Source organism: Rhodanobacter sp. FW106-HT46G03, from assembly GCF_058789895.1.
Window position 1 is genome coordinate 1,723,000 of the sequence record NZ_JBYTCC010000001.1, and the last position, 14,235, is coordinate 1,737,234.

At 65.3% G+C, this 14,235-nt stretch carries 16 protein-coding genes and 1 tRNA gene; 13 read left to right on the top strand and 4 right to left on the bottom strand.

The features are described from left to right. The first annotated feature begins 34 nt into the window (after positions 1–34). The 6 genes from pyrG to truD are packed head-to-tail and all read left to right on the top strand — an operon-like array spanning position 35 to position 5,983. Positions 35–1,705: a CTP synthase gene (gene pyrG / locus AC3WP6_RS07285; protein WP_492627116.1), complete on the top strand. Its 1,671-nt coding sequence runs from the start codon at positions 35–37 to the stop codon at positions 1,703–1,705. Then, entirely contained in the window at positions 1,702–2,535 is an 834-nt protein-coding gene (kdsA, locus tag AC3WP6_RS07290) for a 3-deoxy-8-phosphooctulonate synthase (RefSeq protein WP_492627117.1), read from the top strand. The genes pyrG and kdsA overlap by 4 nt, the downstream gene beginning before the upstream one ends. 44 nt (positions 2,536–2,579) lie before the next feature. After that, positions 2,580–3,893, top strand: a complete 1,314-nt coding sequence (gene eno / locus AC3WP6_RS07295; protein WP_492627118.1) for a phosphopyruvate hydratase — start codon at positions 2,580–2,582, stop codon at positions 3,891–3,893. 12 nt (positions 3,894–3,905) lie between these two features. Next, positions 3,906–4,244, top strand: coding sequence for a cell division protein FtsB (gene ftsB / locus AC3WP6_RS07300; RefSeq protein WP_492627119.1), 339 nt, complete (start codon positions 3,906–3,908; stop codon positions 4,242–4,244). Then, the gene (locus AC3WP6_RS07305; protein ID WP_492627120.1) at positions 4,241–4,936 is read left to right on the top strand and encodes an IspD/TarI family cytidylyltransferase; all 696 of its coding nucleotides are present in this window, start codon (positions 4,241–4,243) and stop codon (positions 4,934–4,936) included. Before ftsB ends, AC3WP6_RS07305 begins: the two co-directional genes overlap by 4 nt. 24 nt (positions 4,937–4,960) lie before the next feature. Beyond that, entirely contained in the window at positions 4,961–5,983 is a 1,023-nt protein-coding gene (truD, locus tag AC3WP6_RS07310; RefSeq protein WP_492627121.1) for a tRNA pseudouridine(13) synthase TruD, read from the top strand. On the opposite strand, the gene AC3WP6_RS07315 is transcribed toward truD, so the two are convergent. Continuing rightward, on the bottom strand, positions 5,966–6,601 hold the full coding sequence (locus AC3WP6_RS07315) for a hypothetical protein (protein WP_492627122.1): 636 nt from the start codon (positions 6,599–6,601) through the stop codon (positions 5,966–5,968). The genes truD and AC3WP6_RS07315 overlap by 18 nt on opposite strands. A gap of 50 nt (positions 6,602–6,651) precedes the next feature. Then, positions 6,652–7,200, bottom strand: coding sequence for a Smr/MutS family protein (locus tag AC3WP6_RS07320; protein ID WP_492627123.1), 549 nt, complete (start codon positions 7,198–7,200; stop codon positions 6,652–6,654). Positions 7,201–7,373: 173 nt separating this feature from the next. Between AC3WP6_RS07320 and surE the strand changes: the two genes are divergently transcribed. From surE to AC3WP6_RS07340, 4 genes are all read left to right on the top strand, one after another. Then, a complete protein-coding gene (gene surE / locus AC3WP6_RS07325) occupies positions 7,374–8,162 on the top strand; it encodes a 5'/3'-nucleotidase SurE (protein WP_492627124.1) in 789 nt (262 codons plus the stop codon). Between the two features lie 2 nt (positions 8,163–8,164). Next, positions 8,165–8,860 carry a protein-L-isoaspartate(D-aspartate) O-methyltransferase gene (locus tag AC3WP6_RS07330; protein WP_492628654.1) on the top strand — a complete coding sequence of 232 codons (696 nt, stop codon included), beginning with the start codon at positions 8,165–8,167 and terminating at the stop codon, positions 8,858–8,860. A gap of 23 nt (positions 8,861–8,883) precedes the next feature. Next, positions 8,884–9,492 (top strand): YqaA family protein, encoded by a 609-nt coding sequence (locus AC3WP6_RS07335; protein ID WP_492627125.1) that lies wholly within the window; start codon positions 8,884–8,886, stop codon positions 9,490–9,492. A 664-nt stretch (positions 9,493–10,156) separates the two neighbouring features. Further along, complete coding sequence (locus AC3WP6_RS07340) at positions 10,157–10,522, top strand: murein hydrolase activator EnvC family protein (RefSeq protein ID WP_492627126.1); 366 nt, start codon at positions 10,157–10,159, stop codon at positions 10,520–10,522. Positions 10,523–10,529: 7 nt separating this feature from the next. Here the strand turns inward: AC3WP6_RS07340 and AC3WP6_RS07345 are convergent, their stop codons facing one another. After that, complete coding sequence (locus AC3WP6_RS07345; protein ID WP_492627127.1) at positions 10,530–10,907, bottom strand: Mth938-like domain-containing protein; 378 nt, start codon at positions 10,905–10,907, stop codon at positions 10,530–10,532. Then, positions 10,907–11,203: a YhbY family RNA-binding protein gene (locus tag AC3WP6_RS07350; protein ID WP_492627128.1), complete on the bottom strand. Its 297-nt coding sequence runs from the start codon at positions 11,201–11,203 to the stop codon at positions 10,907–10,909. The genes AC3WP6_RS07345 and AC3WP6_RS07350 overlap by 1 nt, the downstream gene beginning before the upstream one ends. 76 nt (positions 11,204–11,279) lie before the next feature. Between AC3WP6_RS07350 and rlmE the strand changes: the two genes are divergently transcribed. The 3 genes from rlmE to AC3WP6_RS07365 all read left to right on the top strand — a co-directional run bounded on the left by rlmE (position 11,280) and on the right by AC3WP6_RS07365 (position 14,197). After that, positions 11,280–11,930, top strand: coding sequence for a 23S rRNA (uridine(2552)-2'-O)-methyltransferase RlmE (gene rlmE / locus AC3WP6_RS07355; protein WP_492627129.1), 651 nt, complete (start codon positions 11,280–11,282; stop codon positions 11,928–11,930). Next, a complete protein-coding gene (gene ftsH / locus AC3WP6_RS07360; protein WP_492627130.1) occupies positions 11,927–13,888 on the top strand; it encodes an ATP-dependent zinc metalloprotease FtsH in 1,962 nt (653 codons plus the stop codon). Before rlmE ends, ftsH begins: the two co-directional genes overlap by 4 nt. Positions 13,889–14,120: 232 nt before the next feature. Then, positions 14,121–14,197 (top strand) — tRNA-Arg (locus tag AC3WP6_RS07365). Positions 14,198–14,235 lie beyond the last annotated feature (38 nt).

The window sequence follows — 14,235 nt, forward strand, 5'->3', positions numbered from 1 at the left end:
GCTAGAATACGTATTTCCAGCACGGCTGCATTCCATGACTCCCCTGATTTTCGTCACCGGCGGTGTCGTGTCCTCGCTAGGCAAGGGCATCGCCGCGGCGTCGCTGGCCTCCATCCTCGAAGCGCGTGGCCTGTCGGTCACGCTGATGAAGCTCGATCCCTATATCAACGTCGATCCGGGCACGATGAGCCCGTTCCAGCACGGCGAGGTATACGTCACCGACGACGGTGCGGAGACCGATCTCGACCTGGGCCACTACGAGCGTTTCGTCCACACCCGGCTCGGTGGCAAGAATTCGATCACCACCGGCAAGATCTACGAAAGCGTGATCCGCAAGGAGCGGCGCGGCGACTACCTCGGCGCCACCGTGCAGGTGATTCCGCACATTACCGACGAGATCAAGCATTGCATCCACGAGGCCACGCGCGGCCACGACGTGGCGCTGGTCGAGATCGGCGGCACCGTGGGCGACATCGAATCGCTGCCGTTTCTGGAGGCGATCCGCCAGTTGCGCATCGAGCACGGCCCGTCCAAATGCCTGTTCATGCACCTGACGCTGGTGCCGTTCATCAAGGCGGCGGGCGAGATCAAGACCAAGCCCACGCAGCATTCGGTGAAGGAACTGCGCTCGATCGGCATCCAGCCCGACGTGCTCCTGTGCCGCAGCGAGCAGCCGTTGCCGGAGGCGGAGCGGCGCAAGATCGCGTTGTTCACCAATGTGCCGGAAGAGGCCGTCATCAGCGCGGTCGATGTCGACGTCATCTACAAGATGCCGATCTGGCTGCATCAGCAGGGCCTGGACGACATCGTGGTGCGCCGCCTCGGGCTGGATGCCAAACCGGCCGACTTGTCCGCGTGGGAAAGCACGGTGGATGCGGCAGTGCATCCCAAGGACGAGGTCACCATTGCCATCGTCGGCAAGTACGTCGAGCACAAGGATGCCTACAAGTCGCTCGGCGAGGCCTTGCGCCACGGCGGCATCAAGCAGCGCACGCGGGTCAACCTGCGCTGGATCGATTCCGAGCAGGTCGAGGCCGAAGGCGCCGAAAAGGTGCTTGGCGGCGTCGACGCCATCCTGGTGCCGGGCGGTTTCGGCAAGCGGGGTTTCGAGGGCAAGGTGCTGTCGTCCAAATACGCGCGCGAGAATGGCGTGCCGTATTTCGGCATCTGCTATGGCATGCACGCGGCGGTGGTCGATTTCGCCCGTCACGTGGCTGGCCTCAAGGACGCCGATTCCAGCGAAAACGAGCGCAATACCGCGAACCCCGTCATCGGCCTCATCACCGAATGGCGCACGGCTTCCGGCGAGGTCGAGACGCGCGACGAACAATCCGATCTGGGCGGCACCATGCGCCTGGGCTCGCAGGAGTGCCGCCTGAAAGCCGGCACCTTGGCGCGCGAGTTGTATGGCAAGGACGTGGTGCGCGAGCGCCATCGCCACCGCTACGAGTTCAACAACCGCTACCGGCAGATGTTCGAGGATCTCGGCTTGGTGATCGCCGGCAAGTCGATGGACGATCTGCTGGTCGAGATGATCGAGCTGCCGCGCAACCAGCACCCGTGGTACCTGTGTTGCCAGGCGCACCCCGAGTTCACCTCCACGCCGCGCGATGGGCACCCGTTGTTCATCGGTTTCGTGCGTGCCGCACGCGAGTACCGCAGCGTGCGCGACGGCGCGAAACTGGCGCAGGAGCGCGTTGCATGAAGCTGTGCGGCTTCGAGGTCGGGCTTGACCATCCGCTGTTTCTGATTGCCGGCCCGTGCGTGATCGAATCCGAGCAGCTGCAGGTGGATACCGCCGGCACGCTCAAGGAAATCACCACGCGGCTGGGCATTCGCTTCATCTTCAAGTCGAGCTTCGACAAGGCCAACCGTTCCTCCGGCACGAGCTTCCGCGGGCTGGGCATGGCCGAGGGGCTGCGCATTTTGGGCGAGGTCAAGCGCCAGGTCGGCGTGCCGGTGCTGACCGATGTGCACGAGTACACCCCGTTCGACGAGGTGGCCGCGGTGGTCGACGTGCTGCAGACGCCGGCGTTTTTGTGCCGGCAGACCGATTTCATCCAGAAGGTTGCGCGCGCCGGGCGTCCGGTGAACATCAAGAAGGGCCAGTTTCTGGCGCCGTGGGACATGCAGCACGTAGTGGCCAAGGCCAAGGCGGCCGGCAACGACCAGATCATGGTGTGCGAGCGCGGCGCGAGCTTCGGCTACAACAACCTGGTTTCGGACATGCGTTCGCTGTCCGCGATGCGCGCAACCGGCTGCCCGGTGGTGTTCGACGCCACCCATTCGGTGCAGTTGCCGGGCGGGCAGGGCGCCAGCTCGGGTGGCCAGCGCGAGTTCATTCCGGTGTTGGCGCGTGCGGCGGTGGCTGCCGGCGTGGCCGGCCTGTTTGCCGAAACCCACCCGAATCCGGCCAAGGCGCTTTCCGATGGGCCGAACGCGTGGCCGCTCGGCAAGATGGAAGCCCTGCTGGAAACCCTGATGGAACTCGACGCGGTGACCAAGCGCCACGGCTTTCTCGAAAATTCCCTGTGACGGTTCGCCGCCACTTTTCCCTGCCCGTTGAGGATTACTGCCGCATGAGTACCGACATCGCCCGCATCCACGCCCGTGAAATCCTCGACTCGCGCGGCAACCCCACGCTGGAAGCCGAGATCACGCTGGCCGACGGCAGCTTCGGCCGTGCCGCGGTGCCGAGCGGTGCTTCCACCGGCACCCGCGAGGCGGTGGAGCTGCGCGACGGCGACAAATCCCGCTACGGCGGCAAGGGCGTGCGCCATGCGGTGGAGCACATCAACGGCGCGATTGCCAGTACGCTCAAGGGCTTCGATGCGGCCAACCAGGGTGGCCTCGATGCGAAGCTGATCCAGCTTGACGGCACGCCGAACAAGGGCAAGCTGGGCGCCAACGCACTGCTCGGCGTGTCGATGGCGGCCGCGCATGCGGTGGCTGCGCAGCGCAAGCAGCCGTTGTGGCAATACCTCGCCGGCATCAACGGCACCACCGGCAAGCCCGGCGCGCTGCCGACGCCGATGATGAACGTCATCAACGGCGGCGTGCATGCCGACAACCCGCTGGACATGCAGGAATTCATGATCGTGCCGGCCGGCTTTGAGCGCTTTGCCGAAGCGCTGCGCGCCGGCGCCGAGGTTTTCCACGCGCTCAAGGCGCGCCTGAAAAAACACGGCTTCAACACCGCGGTGGGCGACGAAGGCGGCTTTGCGCCAGCGCTGCGCACGCATGAGGAAGCCATCGAGATCATCCTCGAAGCAGTCACTGCGGCGGGTTATACGCCGGGCAAGCAATTCTGGATCGCGCTCGATCCGGCCTCGTCCGAGTTCTATGCCGATGGCGTGTACGACCTCACCGCCGAGAACCGCAAGCTCGACGCCGCCGGCATGGTCGAGCTGTATGCGGGCTGGTGCGCGAAGTACCCGATCGTCAGCATCGAGGACGGTCTGGCCGAAGGCGACCAGGCCGGCTGGAAACTGATCACCGAGCGCCTGGGCAATCAGGTGCAGTTGGTGGGCGACGATCTCTTCGTCACCAACCCGACCATCTTCAAGCAGGGCATCGACCACCACATTGCCAACGCCATCCTCATCAAAGTCAACCAGATCGGCACCCTGTCGGAGACGCTCGAAGCCATTGCCATGGCGCACGCGGCCAGGTACGCCGCGATCGTGTCGCACCGCTCGGGCGAAACCGAGGACACCACCATTGCCGACATCGCGGTGGCCACGACGGCGACGCAGATCAAGACCGGTTCGCTCAGCCGCACCGACCGCATCGCCAAGTACAACCAGCTGCTGCGCATCGAGGAGGCGCTGGGCGCCGAGGCGCATTTTGCCGGGCGCAAGGCGTTTGTCAGTCTTGCCCGTCTGCCCGGCTGATCGCCGCTGTCCATGCTGCGTTGGGTCGCGCTGTTGTTGCTTGCCCTCCTGATCGGACTGCAGATGAAACTGTGGTCCGCGCACGGCGGCATGCACGAGGTCGATGCAATGCGGGTGTCGATCAAGAAGCAGGTCGACGAGAATACCCGCCTGCAGCAACGCAACCAGGCGCTGGCCGCCGACGTCGCCGACTTGAAGCACGGCGACCAGGCGATCGAAGCGCGCGCACGTACCGGGCTCGGTCTCATCAAGTCCGGCGAAACCTTCTACCAGATCGACAATCAACCTGCGGGCGCCAGCAGCACCTTGCCGCTGCCCCCGCCGGTGCGCCCGGGGGCGCCGCAACAGTGAGTGTGGAAACCGTGTGGTGCGTGGTGCCGACAGCCGGACAGGTGGTGCCGCTGGGCAGCGACCTTCCGCCCACCCGCCTGCCGCTTGGCGGCAGCACGGTGGTCGAACAGACGCTCGGCTGTCTCGCAGCGCACCCGCGGGTGGCGGGCCTGATGGTGGCATTGGATCGCAACGACGCACACGGGTTGGCGGTTGATCACCTGCACGGCAAGCCGGTGCTGACCACCGATGGCGGCTTTTCGCGCTGTGATGCCGTGCTGGCCGGGTTGCGCGCCTTGCCGGAGGCGGTCGGCGAGCGCGACTTCGTGTTGGTGCACGATCCGCTGCGCCCGTACGTGCGTGGCGCCGACATTGAGCGATTGATCACCGAGGCCGCGCCGGCCGGTGGCGGCCTGCTGGCCCTGCCGCTGCGCGACATGCTCAAGTGCGCCAACGACCAGCGCTGCAGCGAGCTCACCGAGCGGCTCGACCGCCGCTGGCTTGCGCTCACCCCGCAGATGTTCCGCCGCGGTGAGCTGACCCGCGTGATGCAGGCCGTCGCCAATCGCGGCTGGACGGTCAGCGACGAGGCGATGGCGATGGAGATCGCCGGCTTTCGTCCGCTGCTGGTCGAAGGGGCGGCCGACAACATCCGGGTGGTATCGCCGGACGACCTCGCCTATGCCGGTTTTTTGTTGGCCAGGAAGGCGTAAGCCCGCCTGACACCGGGAACGATCATGAGCGAAACCGAACTTCCGTTTGCCTGCGGCATGCCGCCGCTGCGTGCGCACTTGCGCAGCACGCCGGAGGATTTCCAGGTTGAGGAAATCCTCGGCTACGACGCCGACGGCCATGGCGAGCATGCCTTGCTGTGGGTGGAAAAACGCGACACCAACACCGACTGGGTAGCGCGCGAACTGGCGCGCTTCGCCGGCGTACCGCCAGTGGCCGTCGGTTATGCCGGGCTGAAGGATCGCCACGCTGTAACCCGGCAGACCTTTTCGGTGCAGCTGGCCGGCAAACCCGACCCTGACTGGGCGGCGTTCCCGCACCCTGAGGTGAAGGTGCTGGCCGCCACCCGCCACAGTCGCAAACTGAAGCGCGGCGCCTTGCGCGGCAACCGTTTCGTGCTGGTGTTGCGGGAGGTGCAGGGCGACCACGCGCGCGCCGAGGCCGTCCTCGGCGAGATCGCCCAGCGCGGCGTGCCCAACTATTTCGGCGAGCAGCGGTTTGGGCGCGAGGGCGGCAACCTTGTGGCGGCGCGCGCCATGTTCGCCGGGCGCCGGGTCGAACGCAGCAAGCGCGGGTTCCTGTTGTCGGCCGCGCGTTCGCAGATCTTCAATGCCGTCCTGGCGCGCCGGGTCGAAGCAGGCAGCTGGGACGCGCCGCTCGACGGCGAAATCTGGTCGCTCGCCGGCTCGCGCTCGTGGTTCGGCCCGGAGCGGTTCACCGCGGAACTGCAACGGCGCCTGGCCGAAGGTGACATCCATCCTTCCGGCCCGCTGTGGGGGCAGGGCGAGCCGCCTGCCACGGGCGAGGCTGGTGCACTCGAGCGCGAAGTCGCGGCCGCCCATGCGGATCTCACCGAGGGCATTGCTGCCGCCCGCATGGATCAGGAGCGCCGCCCATTGCGCCTGTTGCCGAAGGCGTTGCACTGGCGCTGGCTTGCCGACGCTGCGCTCGAACTCTCCTTCGAACTGCCAGCCGGCGCGTACGCGACGGTGGTAGTGCGCGAACTGGCCTCATCGACCCCTATTTGAACCGGCCATCGGCGCGATGCGCTGCATGACCTTGCCGTCGCTATCGAGAAAAGCCATGCTCGGCGTGCCGGTGTCGGGTACTTCCAGCAGCAGTCGCGGATGCCCCGCGCCGTCCATCAGGGCGAGCCTGGCGACGCCATCGCCGTCACGCCCGACCCAGATTCGCCGGTGTCCTTGCCCGTTCTCCTGGCTGTCCGATACGGCGAGGCCGGCCATGCGGTCCTCATGATCGTCCACCCCGAGCAACTGGACGATCTGGTTGGCGTTGTAGCGGTCGAACGACAGGCTGCCACCGGAATCCACCACCTCGCCTTTGGCGTTGCGATGCCCACCGAAGATCAGGCCGCCAGTCTCCGAACCCTCGTCGTTGTAGAACAACAGGCCCGCCTGCGGGCGGTCGAAGGCGTGTTCGTGGCCTTTCACGATGATGCCCGGCAGGTGTGCGTGGTCGGAGATCACCATGCGCAGCGTACCGTCTGGTTCGACGATGTTGATGCGTTGCACGTCCAGGGTGTCGAGTTTCGTGCTCGTCGCGCCGCCGCCCAGGACGGTGACGGCGAAGACGGCGGTAAGCACGCCGGTGTAGATCACCAGGAAACGCTGGCCGAGTGGGCGCATGGAAGATCCTCGTTGTCGTGGCAGTGCGGCGGCTCGGCGCTGCCGGGAAGTCAGTCCGAGCGTAGCAACACAATGACTGCACCGGTGCCGCCCTGCGCGGGCCGCGCCGAGGCGAACGCGATGACGTCGTTGCGTCGCCGCAGCAGGCGATCGGTCAGCGCTTTCAGCACCGGGCCGGCGGCTTTCGAGCGCAGCCCCTTGCCGTGGATGATGCGCACGCAGTGCGTGCCGGCAGCGTGGGCTTCGGCAAGGAACGCAGCGATCGACGCTTGCGCGGCGGCGACGTTCATGTGGTGCAGATCGATCTCGTCCTGCACGCTGTATTGCCCGCGTTTCAATGCGCGCAGCACTTTTGGCGGGTAGCCATCGCGCAGATAGCCCAGTTCCTCGCCGATCTCGATCGCGGCCAGATCGAAGCTCAGGTCGAGCAGCTCGCCCGGCACGGCAGCTTCATCGGCTTCGAGCATGCGCGGCCGCGGAGCCGGCCGCGGCGGCGGGTGCGGCACGGCTTCGGTTTCGATCCGGCGCACCGCGCCGATCGCCGCGCGAAACAGGCGGGCATCGGCATCGGTCACCTTCGGCGGCGCGCGGCGCTTCATGGTTCGATGCTAAAAGTTCGAGCCGGGGAAATCACGTGGAAGCCGTTCGGGCCGAAGCCCGGCAGGCATTCCCGGCGTGCACTGCGTTCGTGAAACCCGCACCGCGCTCGGGTAAACTCGGGCGTTCAGGGGCGCCATTTGGCGGCGCGGTCACGCGATTCAAGCGGAGCAGCATGCGGGTATTGGTCAGCAACGACGACGGAGTTGATGCGAAAGGCATCCACGTGCTTGCCGCGCGGCTGGCCGAACTGGGCGAAGTCATCGTGGTGGCGCCCGATCGCGACCGCTCCGGCGCCAGCAATTCGTTGACGCTCGATCTGCCGGTGCGCGTCTCGCGGCTGGACGATGGCCGCTATCGCGTGGCCGGTACGCCAACCGATTGTGTGCATCTCGCCCTGTCGGGTTTGCTCGATCGGGAACCCGACATCGTGGTTTCCGGCATCAACAACGCCGCCAACCTGGGCGACGACGTGATCTATTCCGGCACGGTTTCGGCGGCGATGGAAGGCCGCTTTCTCGGCCTGCCAGCCATTGCGATCTCGCTGGTGAGCAGCGATCACCGCGGCGAGCATTTCGAATCGGCGGCCAAGGCGGTGCTGTTGCTGACGCGCCGCCTGGTGGTCGATCCGCTGCCAGCCGACACCATTCTCAATGTCAATGTGCCCGATCGGCCGTGGGCCGAGATCCACGGTTTTGAAGTGACCCGGCTCGGGCGCCGCCATCGCGCCGCACCGTGCATTGCGCGCACCGATCCGCGCGGCAACCCGATCTGGTGGATCGGCCCGGTTGGCGAGGTGGATGACGATGGTCCCGGCACCGATTTCAACGCGGTACGGCGCGGCTACGTGTCGGTGACCCCGATCCATGTCGACCTCACGCGCTTTCAGGCGCTGGAGAAAGTCAGCAGTTGGATGCAGTCGCTGACCGCAGACATGGCGACACGGGCGGATCGGGTCACATGATGATGAACATCCATCCGCTGCCACCGTCCGCCTTGAAGGGCGAAGGTCTGACCTCGCAACGTGCGCGCGATCGGCTGGCGGCGCAGTTGCGGGAAAGCGGCATTCGCGATGCACGCGTCATCGACGTCATGCGCAACACGCCGCGCCATCATTTCATCGACCAGGCGCTGCATGCGCGCGCCTACGAGAACACCGCGCTGCCGATCGGGCAGGGGCAGACGATTTCCCAGCCGTGGGTGGTGGCACGCATGACCGAGGCACTGCTCGAGCATTTCGATGCCCGCGGCGAAAGGCCCGGGCGGGTGCTCGAAATCGGTACCGGCTCTGGCTACCAAACGGTGATCCTCGCCGCACTGATGGCGCAGGTGTATACGGTCGAGCGGATCGAGGAGCTGCTGCGCCAGGCGCGGCGTCGTTTTCGCCAGCTTGGTCTCACCAACATCCGTTCCCGTTACGATGACGGCAAGCTTGGCTGGGCCGACGAGGCGCCGTTCGACGCAATCATCCTTACCGCGGCTGGCGACACCATTCCCACCCGCATCCTCGAACAGCTCAGCCCGACCGGCGTGCTGGTCGCCCCGGTTGGCTCGCCCAGCAGCCAAACGCTGCTGCGTTTGCGCGGCGACGGCCAGGGCGATTTCGCGCAGGAAGAACTCGGTCCGGTGAGCTTCGTGCCGCTGCTCGGCGGTATTGGCTGAGCACCCCACAGGAAACCCGCTTCATGCAGTTGTTCGGCAAGTTGTACGCACACGCGCTCACGTGGGCGCGCCACCCACGCGCGCTGTACTACCTGAGCGGCCTGAGCTTTGTCGAAGCGTTCATTTTTCCGGTGATGCCGGAAGTGATGCTCGCGCCGATGATGCTGGCCAAGCGCCAGCGTGCGTTTTTCTACGCCAACGTCAGCCTGCTGTTTTCACTGCTGGGTTCACTGGTGGGATATGCCTTGGGCTATTGGGCGTTCACGGCGCTCAAGCCGCTGCTCGACACCTTGCATTTGCTTGCGCCGATCGAGCAGGGCGTGGCGAGTTTGCGGACGCAGATGGTCGAGCACCCGTGGGGCCTGTTCGGCGTGCTGATCCTGGCCGCCTTGCAGCCGGTGGTGCCGATGAAGGTCGTCACCTGGGCATCCGGCATCGTCGGGGTGCCGATATTGCCGTTCCTTGGCTGCATCGCCATTGGCCGCGGCAAGCGGGTGTGGCTGCTGGCGTTGCTCATCTGGTTGTTCGGTGAGCGTGCGGAGCGGCTGCTGCGCGACTACATCGAGTGGATCGGCTGGGCCGTGTTGGCATTGCTCGGTGCGCTCCTGGTTTGGTGGATCTGGGGCCATTGACGGCATGAAAACCGGGCGGCCTCTCGTTATGCTTTCGCGCATGAATCGACACTATGCGTGGCTTGCTGCGATGGTGATGGCATGCGCTCTCGCGGCATGCAGCACGGTCGTGGTCGAACCGGCCAGCGGCGGGGCAGCCACAACGACGGTTGTCCACGCTGCCACGCCAGGCGATACCTACCAGGTGGCAAAAGGCGACACGCTGTATGCGATCGCGTTCCGCAAAGGCGTCGATTTTCGCGACCTTGCCAAGTGGAACAACATCGCTGCGCCGTACACCATCTGGCCGGGACAGCAGCTTCGGCTCGGGCCTTTGCCCAGTGGTGCGCATGCTGCCGCAAACCGCGCAACGGCATCGAACGCAGTAGCCGCGGCGACGTCTTCCGCGCCGACGGCGCCTGCGGCACCAGTGTTTGAAACCGTACCCGCTCCGGCGCCGACCAAGGCGACTCCGGCGCAAGGCGCCCCGGCGGCAACCGCAGCATCTGCATCGCGTCCGACAGCAACGGCGGCGGCGCCAACCTCGACGGTTGCTGCGCGTGCAACGCCGCCAGCATCAGAACCGACCACCGTGGTTCCGGTCGCGGGTGAGCCCAAGCCGACAACGCCGCCGCCGGCGCCCGCGCCCGCCGTTGCCGGCGGCAGTTCGCGCAGTGCAGGGGGTGTGACTTGGCGCTGGCCGGCGAGCGGCGAGGTCATTACGCGTTTCACGCCTGGGGACGCCATACCGGGTATCGAAATTGCCGGCAAGGCCGGCGACCCGGTGCGCGCAGCGGCGGATGGCGTGGTGGTGTACAGCGGCAACGGCCTGGTCGGCTACGGTGAGCTGGTCATCATCAAGCACAACGACAGCTTGCTGTCGGCCTACGGGCACAACAGCAAACGGCTGGTGAAAGAGGGACAGCGCGTAACCGCCGGGCAGGAGATTGCGCGGATGGGGTCGAGTGGCGCTGCCCGCGTGGAGTTGGGATTCCAGATCCGCAAGGACGGCAATCCGGTCGATCCGCTCAGCTACCTGCCGGCGCGCTGAACCCGACTCAGTCGACGGGCAACATGAAGGCCGCGATCACGTGACGGCCTTCGCTCGCCAAGAGGTTATAGGTGCGCGCGGCCGCGGCGTTGTTCATGATTTCGATGCCGACGCCCTTGCGCAGGAATTCCGCGCTGAACTCGGCAGGTGGAAACACCTGCTGCACGCCGGTGCCCAACAGCACCACTTCGGGCTGCATCGCCAGCAGCCCGGCAATGTGCGTATCACCCAGTGCGGCAACCTCGTGCACCGGCCAGTGTTCTTCGACGTGATCGGGCGCGAGCACGAAGCTGTCGGTCAGTTCGCGGTCGATCAGCGTTACCCCGCGTGCGGCGACACGGCGGACGAACAGGTAACCATCGGGACGTTCGAGCGAGAGTTCCATCAGCGTGGCAACGCAATCTTCGGTTCATCGGCGTTGCGGCGAAACACGATCGCCACGTGGCCGATCTGTTGAATCTCTTCGGCACCCGTGCCTTGCAGCAGGGTTGCCAGCTGTGTCTGGCGTGCATCCTTGTCGCCGCCGGAGAGCTTTACCTTGACCAGCTCGTGGGTCTCCAGCGCCAGGCCGAGCTCTTTCACCACCGCCGTGCTGGCGCCTTTGTTGCCAAGCAAAATCACCGGCGACAAGCCGTGGGCGAGGCTGCGCAAGTAGCGGATTTGGGTGGAAGAAAGGGCCATGCGGAAGCATTCGTTCGCGAGTCGTCGACAGTCAAGGGTATCATGGCATCCCGTTCCCCCGTAGCGATGGCAGTCCATGGCCCGCAGCAAGAGCAGCGCCGGCTGGCTGCGCGAACATTTCAACGACGTTTACGTCAAGAAAGCCCAGGCCGAGGGCGCGCGCTCGCGGGCGATCTACAAACTGGAAGAGCTGATCGATCGTGACCAGCTGCTGAAACCCGGCATGACCGTCGTCGATCTCGGTGCGGCGCCTGGCGGCTGGTCGCAGCTGGTACGCCAGCGGCTGGGCGACGATGGCCGCGTGTTCGCCTTGGACATTCTGCCGATGCAGGGCATTGCCGGTGTGGATTTCCTCGAAGGTGATTTTCGCGAGGAAAGCGTGTTGCGTGAGCTGGAATCACGCCTGGATGGGCGCAAGGTCGACCTTGTGCTATCCGACATGGCGCCCAATATGAGTGGTGTGGTGATGGCCGACCAGTTCCGCGCGATGGATCTGGCCGAGCTGGCACTGGATTTTTCCCGGCAGTGGCTGCAACCGGGCGGCGCGTTCCTGATCAAGTTGTTTCAGGGCGCCGGCTTCGACGATTACGTGCGCAGCTTGCGCGCGAGTTTTGCTCGCGTGACGATGCGTAAACCAAAGGCCTCCCGCGCGCGTTCGCGGGAGGTGTACGCGCTGGCAACCGGACACCGACCGGCAGCCAAGCCAACGGGCGAGAACCACGCATGAACGAAACCGCAAAAAACGTGTTGCTCTGGGTCATCATCGCGGTGGTGTTGTTCACCGTGTTCCAGAGCTTCAGCCCGCGCGCCGGCGGTTCCTCCAACATGGCGTATTCGAGCTTCGTGCAGAGCGTGGACAACGGCAATGTGTCCAGCGCCGTCATCAGCGCCGATTCGCCGCCGACCATCAGCGGCAAGCTGAAGGATGGTTCGGGCTACCGTACGGTGGCGCCAATGCTCGGTTTTTCCACCAATCAGGTGGTAAAGCAGATGCAGGACAAGGGCGTCGAAGTGCGTCAGGATCCGGCTGAGGGCTTCTCGCTGCTCGGGCTCTTGGTGAGCTGGCTGCCGGTGCTGCTGATCGTCGGCGTGTTCATCTGGTTCATGCGCCAGATGCAGTCCGGCGGCGGTGGCCGCGGGGCGATGAGCTTCGGCCGATCGCGCGCGAAACTGCAGGGCGAAGACCAGATCAAGGTCAACTTCAATGACGTGGCCGGTTGCGACGAGGCCAAGGAGGAGGTCGGCGAGCTGGTCGAATTCCTGCGCGACCCGTCCAAGTTCCAGAAGCTTGGCGGCAAGATCCCGCGTGGGGTGTTGATGGTTGGCCCGCCGGGAACCGGCAAGACGCTGTTGGCGAAGGCCATCGCCGGCGAGGCCAAGGTGCCGTTCTTCTCGATTTCCGGTTCGGATTTCGTCGAGATGTTTGTCGGCGTGGGCGCCAGCCGCGTGCGCGACATGTTCGAGCAGGCCAAGAAACATGCGCCGTGCATCATCTTCATCGACGAAATCGATGCGGTCGGCCGCCACCGTGGTGCGGGCCTGGGTGGCGGGCACGATGAGCGCGAGCAGACACTCAACCAGTTGCTGGTCGAGATGGACGGCTTCGAAGGGACGGAAGGCATCATCGTGATTGCCGCCACCAACCGGCCCGACGTGCTCGACCCGGCCTTGCTGCGTCCAGGTCGTTTCGACCGCCAGGTCGTCGTCGGCCTGCCGGACGTCAAGGGGCGTGAGCAGATTCTCAAAGTGCACATGCGCAAGGTGCCGCTGTCGAGCGACGTCGACGCGATGACCATTGCGCGTGGTACGCCGGGCTTTTCCGGCGCCGACCTCGCCAACCTCGTGAACGAGGCGGCACTGTTCGCGGCCCGCGAGAACGCGCGCGAAGTGCGCATGGTTCACTTGGAAAAGGCCAAGGACAAGATCCTGATGGGCACCGAACGGCGCTCGATGGCGATGAGCGAGGATGAGAAAAAGCTCACCGCCTACCACGAGTCCGGCCATGCCATCGTCGGCCGGTTGATGCCCGAGCACGATCCGGTCTACAAGGTCACGATCATTCCGCGTGGCCGTGCGCTCGGCGTCACCATGTATCTGCCGGAAGGCGACAAGTACAGCATGAACAAGGTTGCGATCGAATCGCAGCTGTGTTCGCTATATGGCGGCCGCGTGGCCGAGGAGCTGATCTTCGGCGCCGACAAGGTCACCACCGGCGCCTCCAACGACATCGAGCGCGCCACCAAGATGGCACGCAACATGGTCACCAAGTGGGGCCTGTCCGACGAGCTCGGCCCGATCACTTACGGCGAAGAAGAGGATGAAGTCTTCCTCGGGCGTTCGGTGACCCAGCACAAGAACGTGTCCAACGAGACCGCACGCAAGATCGACGAGGTGGTGCGTGAGATCCTCGATCGCGCCTATCAACGCAGCACCCAGCTGCTGACCGACAACCTCGACAAATTGCACGCGATGGCGCAGGCACTGTTGCAGTACGAAACCATCGACGCGCACCAGATCGGTGAAATCATGGCTGGCCGCGACCCCGGCCCGCCGGCCGATTGGAATCGCGACGCCACGAGTGGCTCGACGCCACCACCGCCGCCTCCACCGAAGGGCGGGGCAGACAACTCCGTCGGCAAGGTGGGCGACCCGGCAGCACAGAATCGCGGTGATCTTTCGCACTGAGTTGCAGCCGTCTAGACGGCCATCTGCATGCGCTGGCCGCGAGCGTAGCGGCGGTACCAGCGCAGGTTGGTTGGTTGCTCAATCAGCAAAGCCGTGCTGCATCATTAGGTTGTACGGCGGATCTAAAGTTTTTTTGCGAAAGGTGTTGACGTTCCGCGTGTGACCCTTAATAATCTCGCTCCTCGCTTGAGCGGTACCGAGGTTGGTACGGCTCGACGAAGCAGTTAAGTGTGCGCCCGTAGCTCAGTTGGATAGAGTACCTGGCTACGAACTAGGTGGTCGGGAGTTCGAATCTCTCCGGGCGCACCATTTTGTATTGCGTGACGAGGCGCATGCGCGTCGGCACG

Coding starts and splice junctions, on each gene's coding strand:
- AC3WP6_RS07315 (WP_492627122.1), bottom strand. CDS start 6,601: ATGCGCCCACTCGGCCAGCGTTTCCTGGTGATCTACACCGGCGTGCTT.
- AC3WP6_RS07345 (WP_492627127.1), bottom strand. CDS start 10,907: ATGGAACTCTCGCTCGAACGTCCCGATGGTTACCTGTTCGTCCGCCGT.
- rlmE (WP_492627129.1), top strand. CDS start 11,280: ATGGCCCGCAGCAAGAGCAGCGCCGGCTGGCTGCGCGAACATTTCAAC.
- surE (WP_492627124.1), top strand. CDS start 7,374: ATGCGGGTATTGGTCAGCAACGACGACGGAGTTGATGCGAAAGGCATC.
- kdsA (WP_492627117.1), top strand. CDS start 1,702: ATGAAGCTGTGCGGCTTCGAGGTCGGGCTTGACCATCCGCTGTTTCTG.
- truD (WP_492627121.1), top strand. CDS start 4,961: ATGAGCGAAACCGAACTTCCGTTTGCCTGCGGCATGCCGCCGCTGCGT.
- pyrG (WP_492627116.1), top strand. CDS start 35: ATGACTCCCCTGATTTTCGTCACCGGCGGTGTCGTGTCCTCGCTAGGC.
- eno (WP_492627118.1), top strand. CDS start 2,580: ATGAGTACCGACATCGCCCGCATCCACGCCCGTGAAATCCTCGACTCG.
- ftsH (WP_492627130.1), top strand. CDS start 11,927: ATGAACGAAACCGCAAAAAACGTGTTGCTCTGGGTCATCATCGCGGTG.
- AC3WP6_RS07330 (WP_492628654.1), top strand. CDS start 8,165: ATGAACATCCATCCGCTGCCACCGTCCGCCTTGAAGGGCGAAGGTCTG.
- AC3WP6_RS07335 (WP_492627125.1), top strand. CDS start 8,884: ATGCAGTTGTTCGGCAAGTTGTACGCACACGCGCTCACGTGGGCGCGC.
- AC3WP6_RS07350 (WP_492627128.1), bottom strand. CDS start 11,203: ATGGCCCTTTCTTCCACCCAAATCCGCTACTTGCGCAGCCTCGCCCAC.
- ftsB (WP_492627119.1), top strand. CDS start 3,906: ATGCTGCGTTGGGTCGCGCTGTTGTTGCTTGCCCTCCTGATCGGACTG.
- AC3WP6_RS07320 (WP_492627123.1), bottom strand. CDS start 7,200: ATGAAGCGCCGCGCGCCGCCGAAGGTGACCGATGCCGATGCCCGCCTG.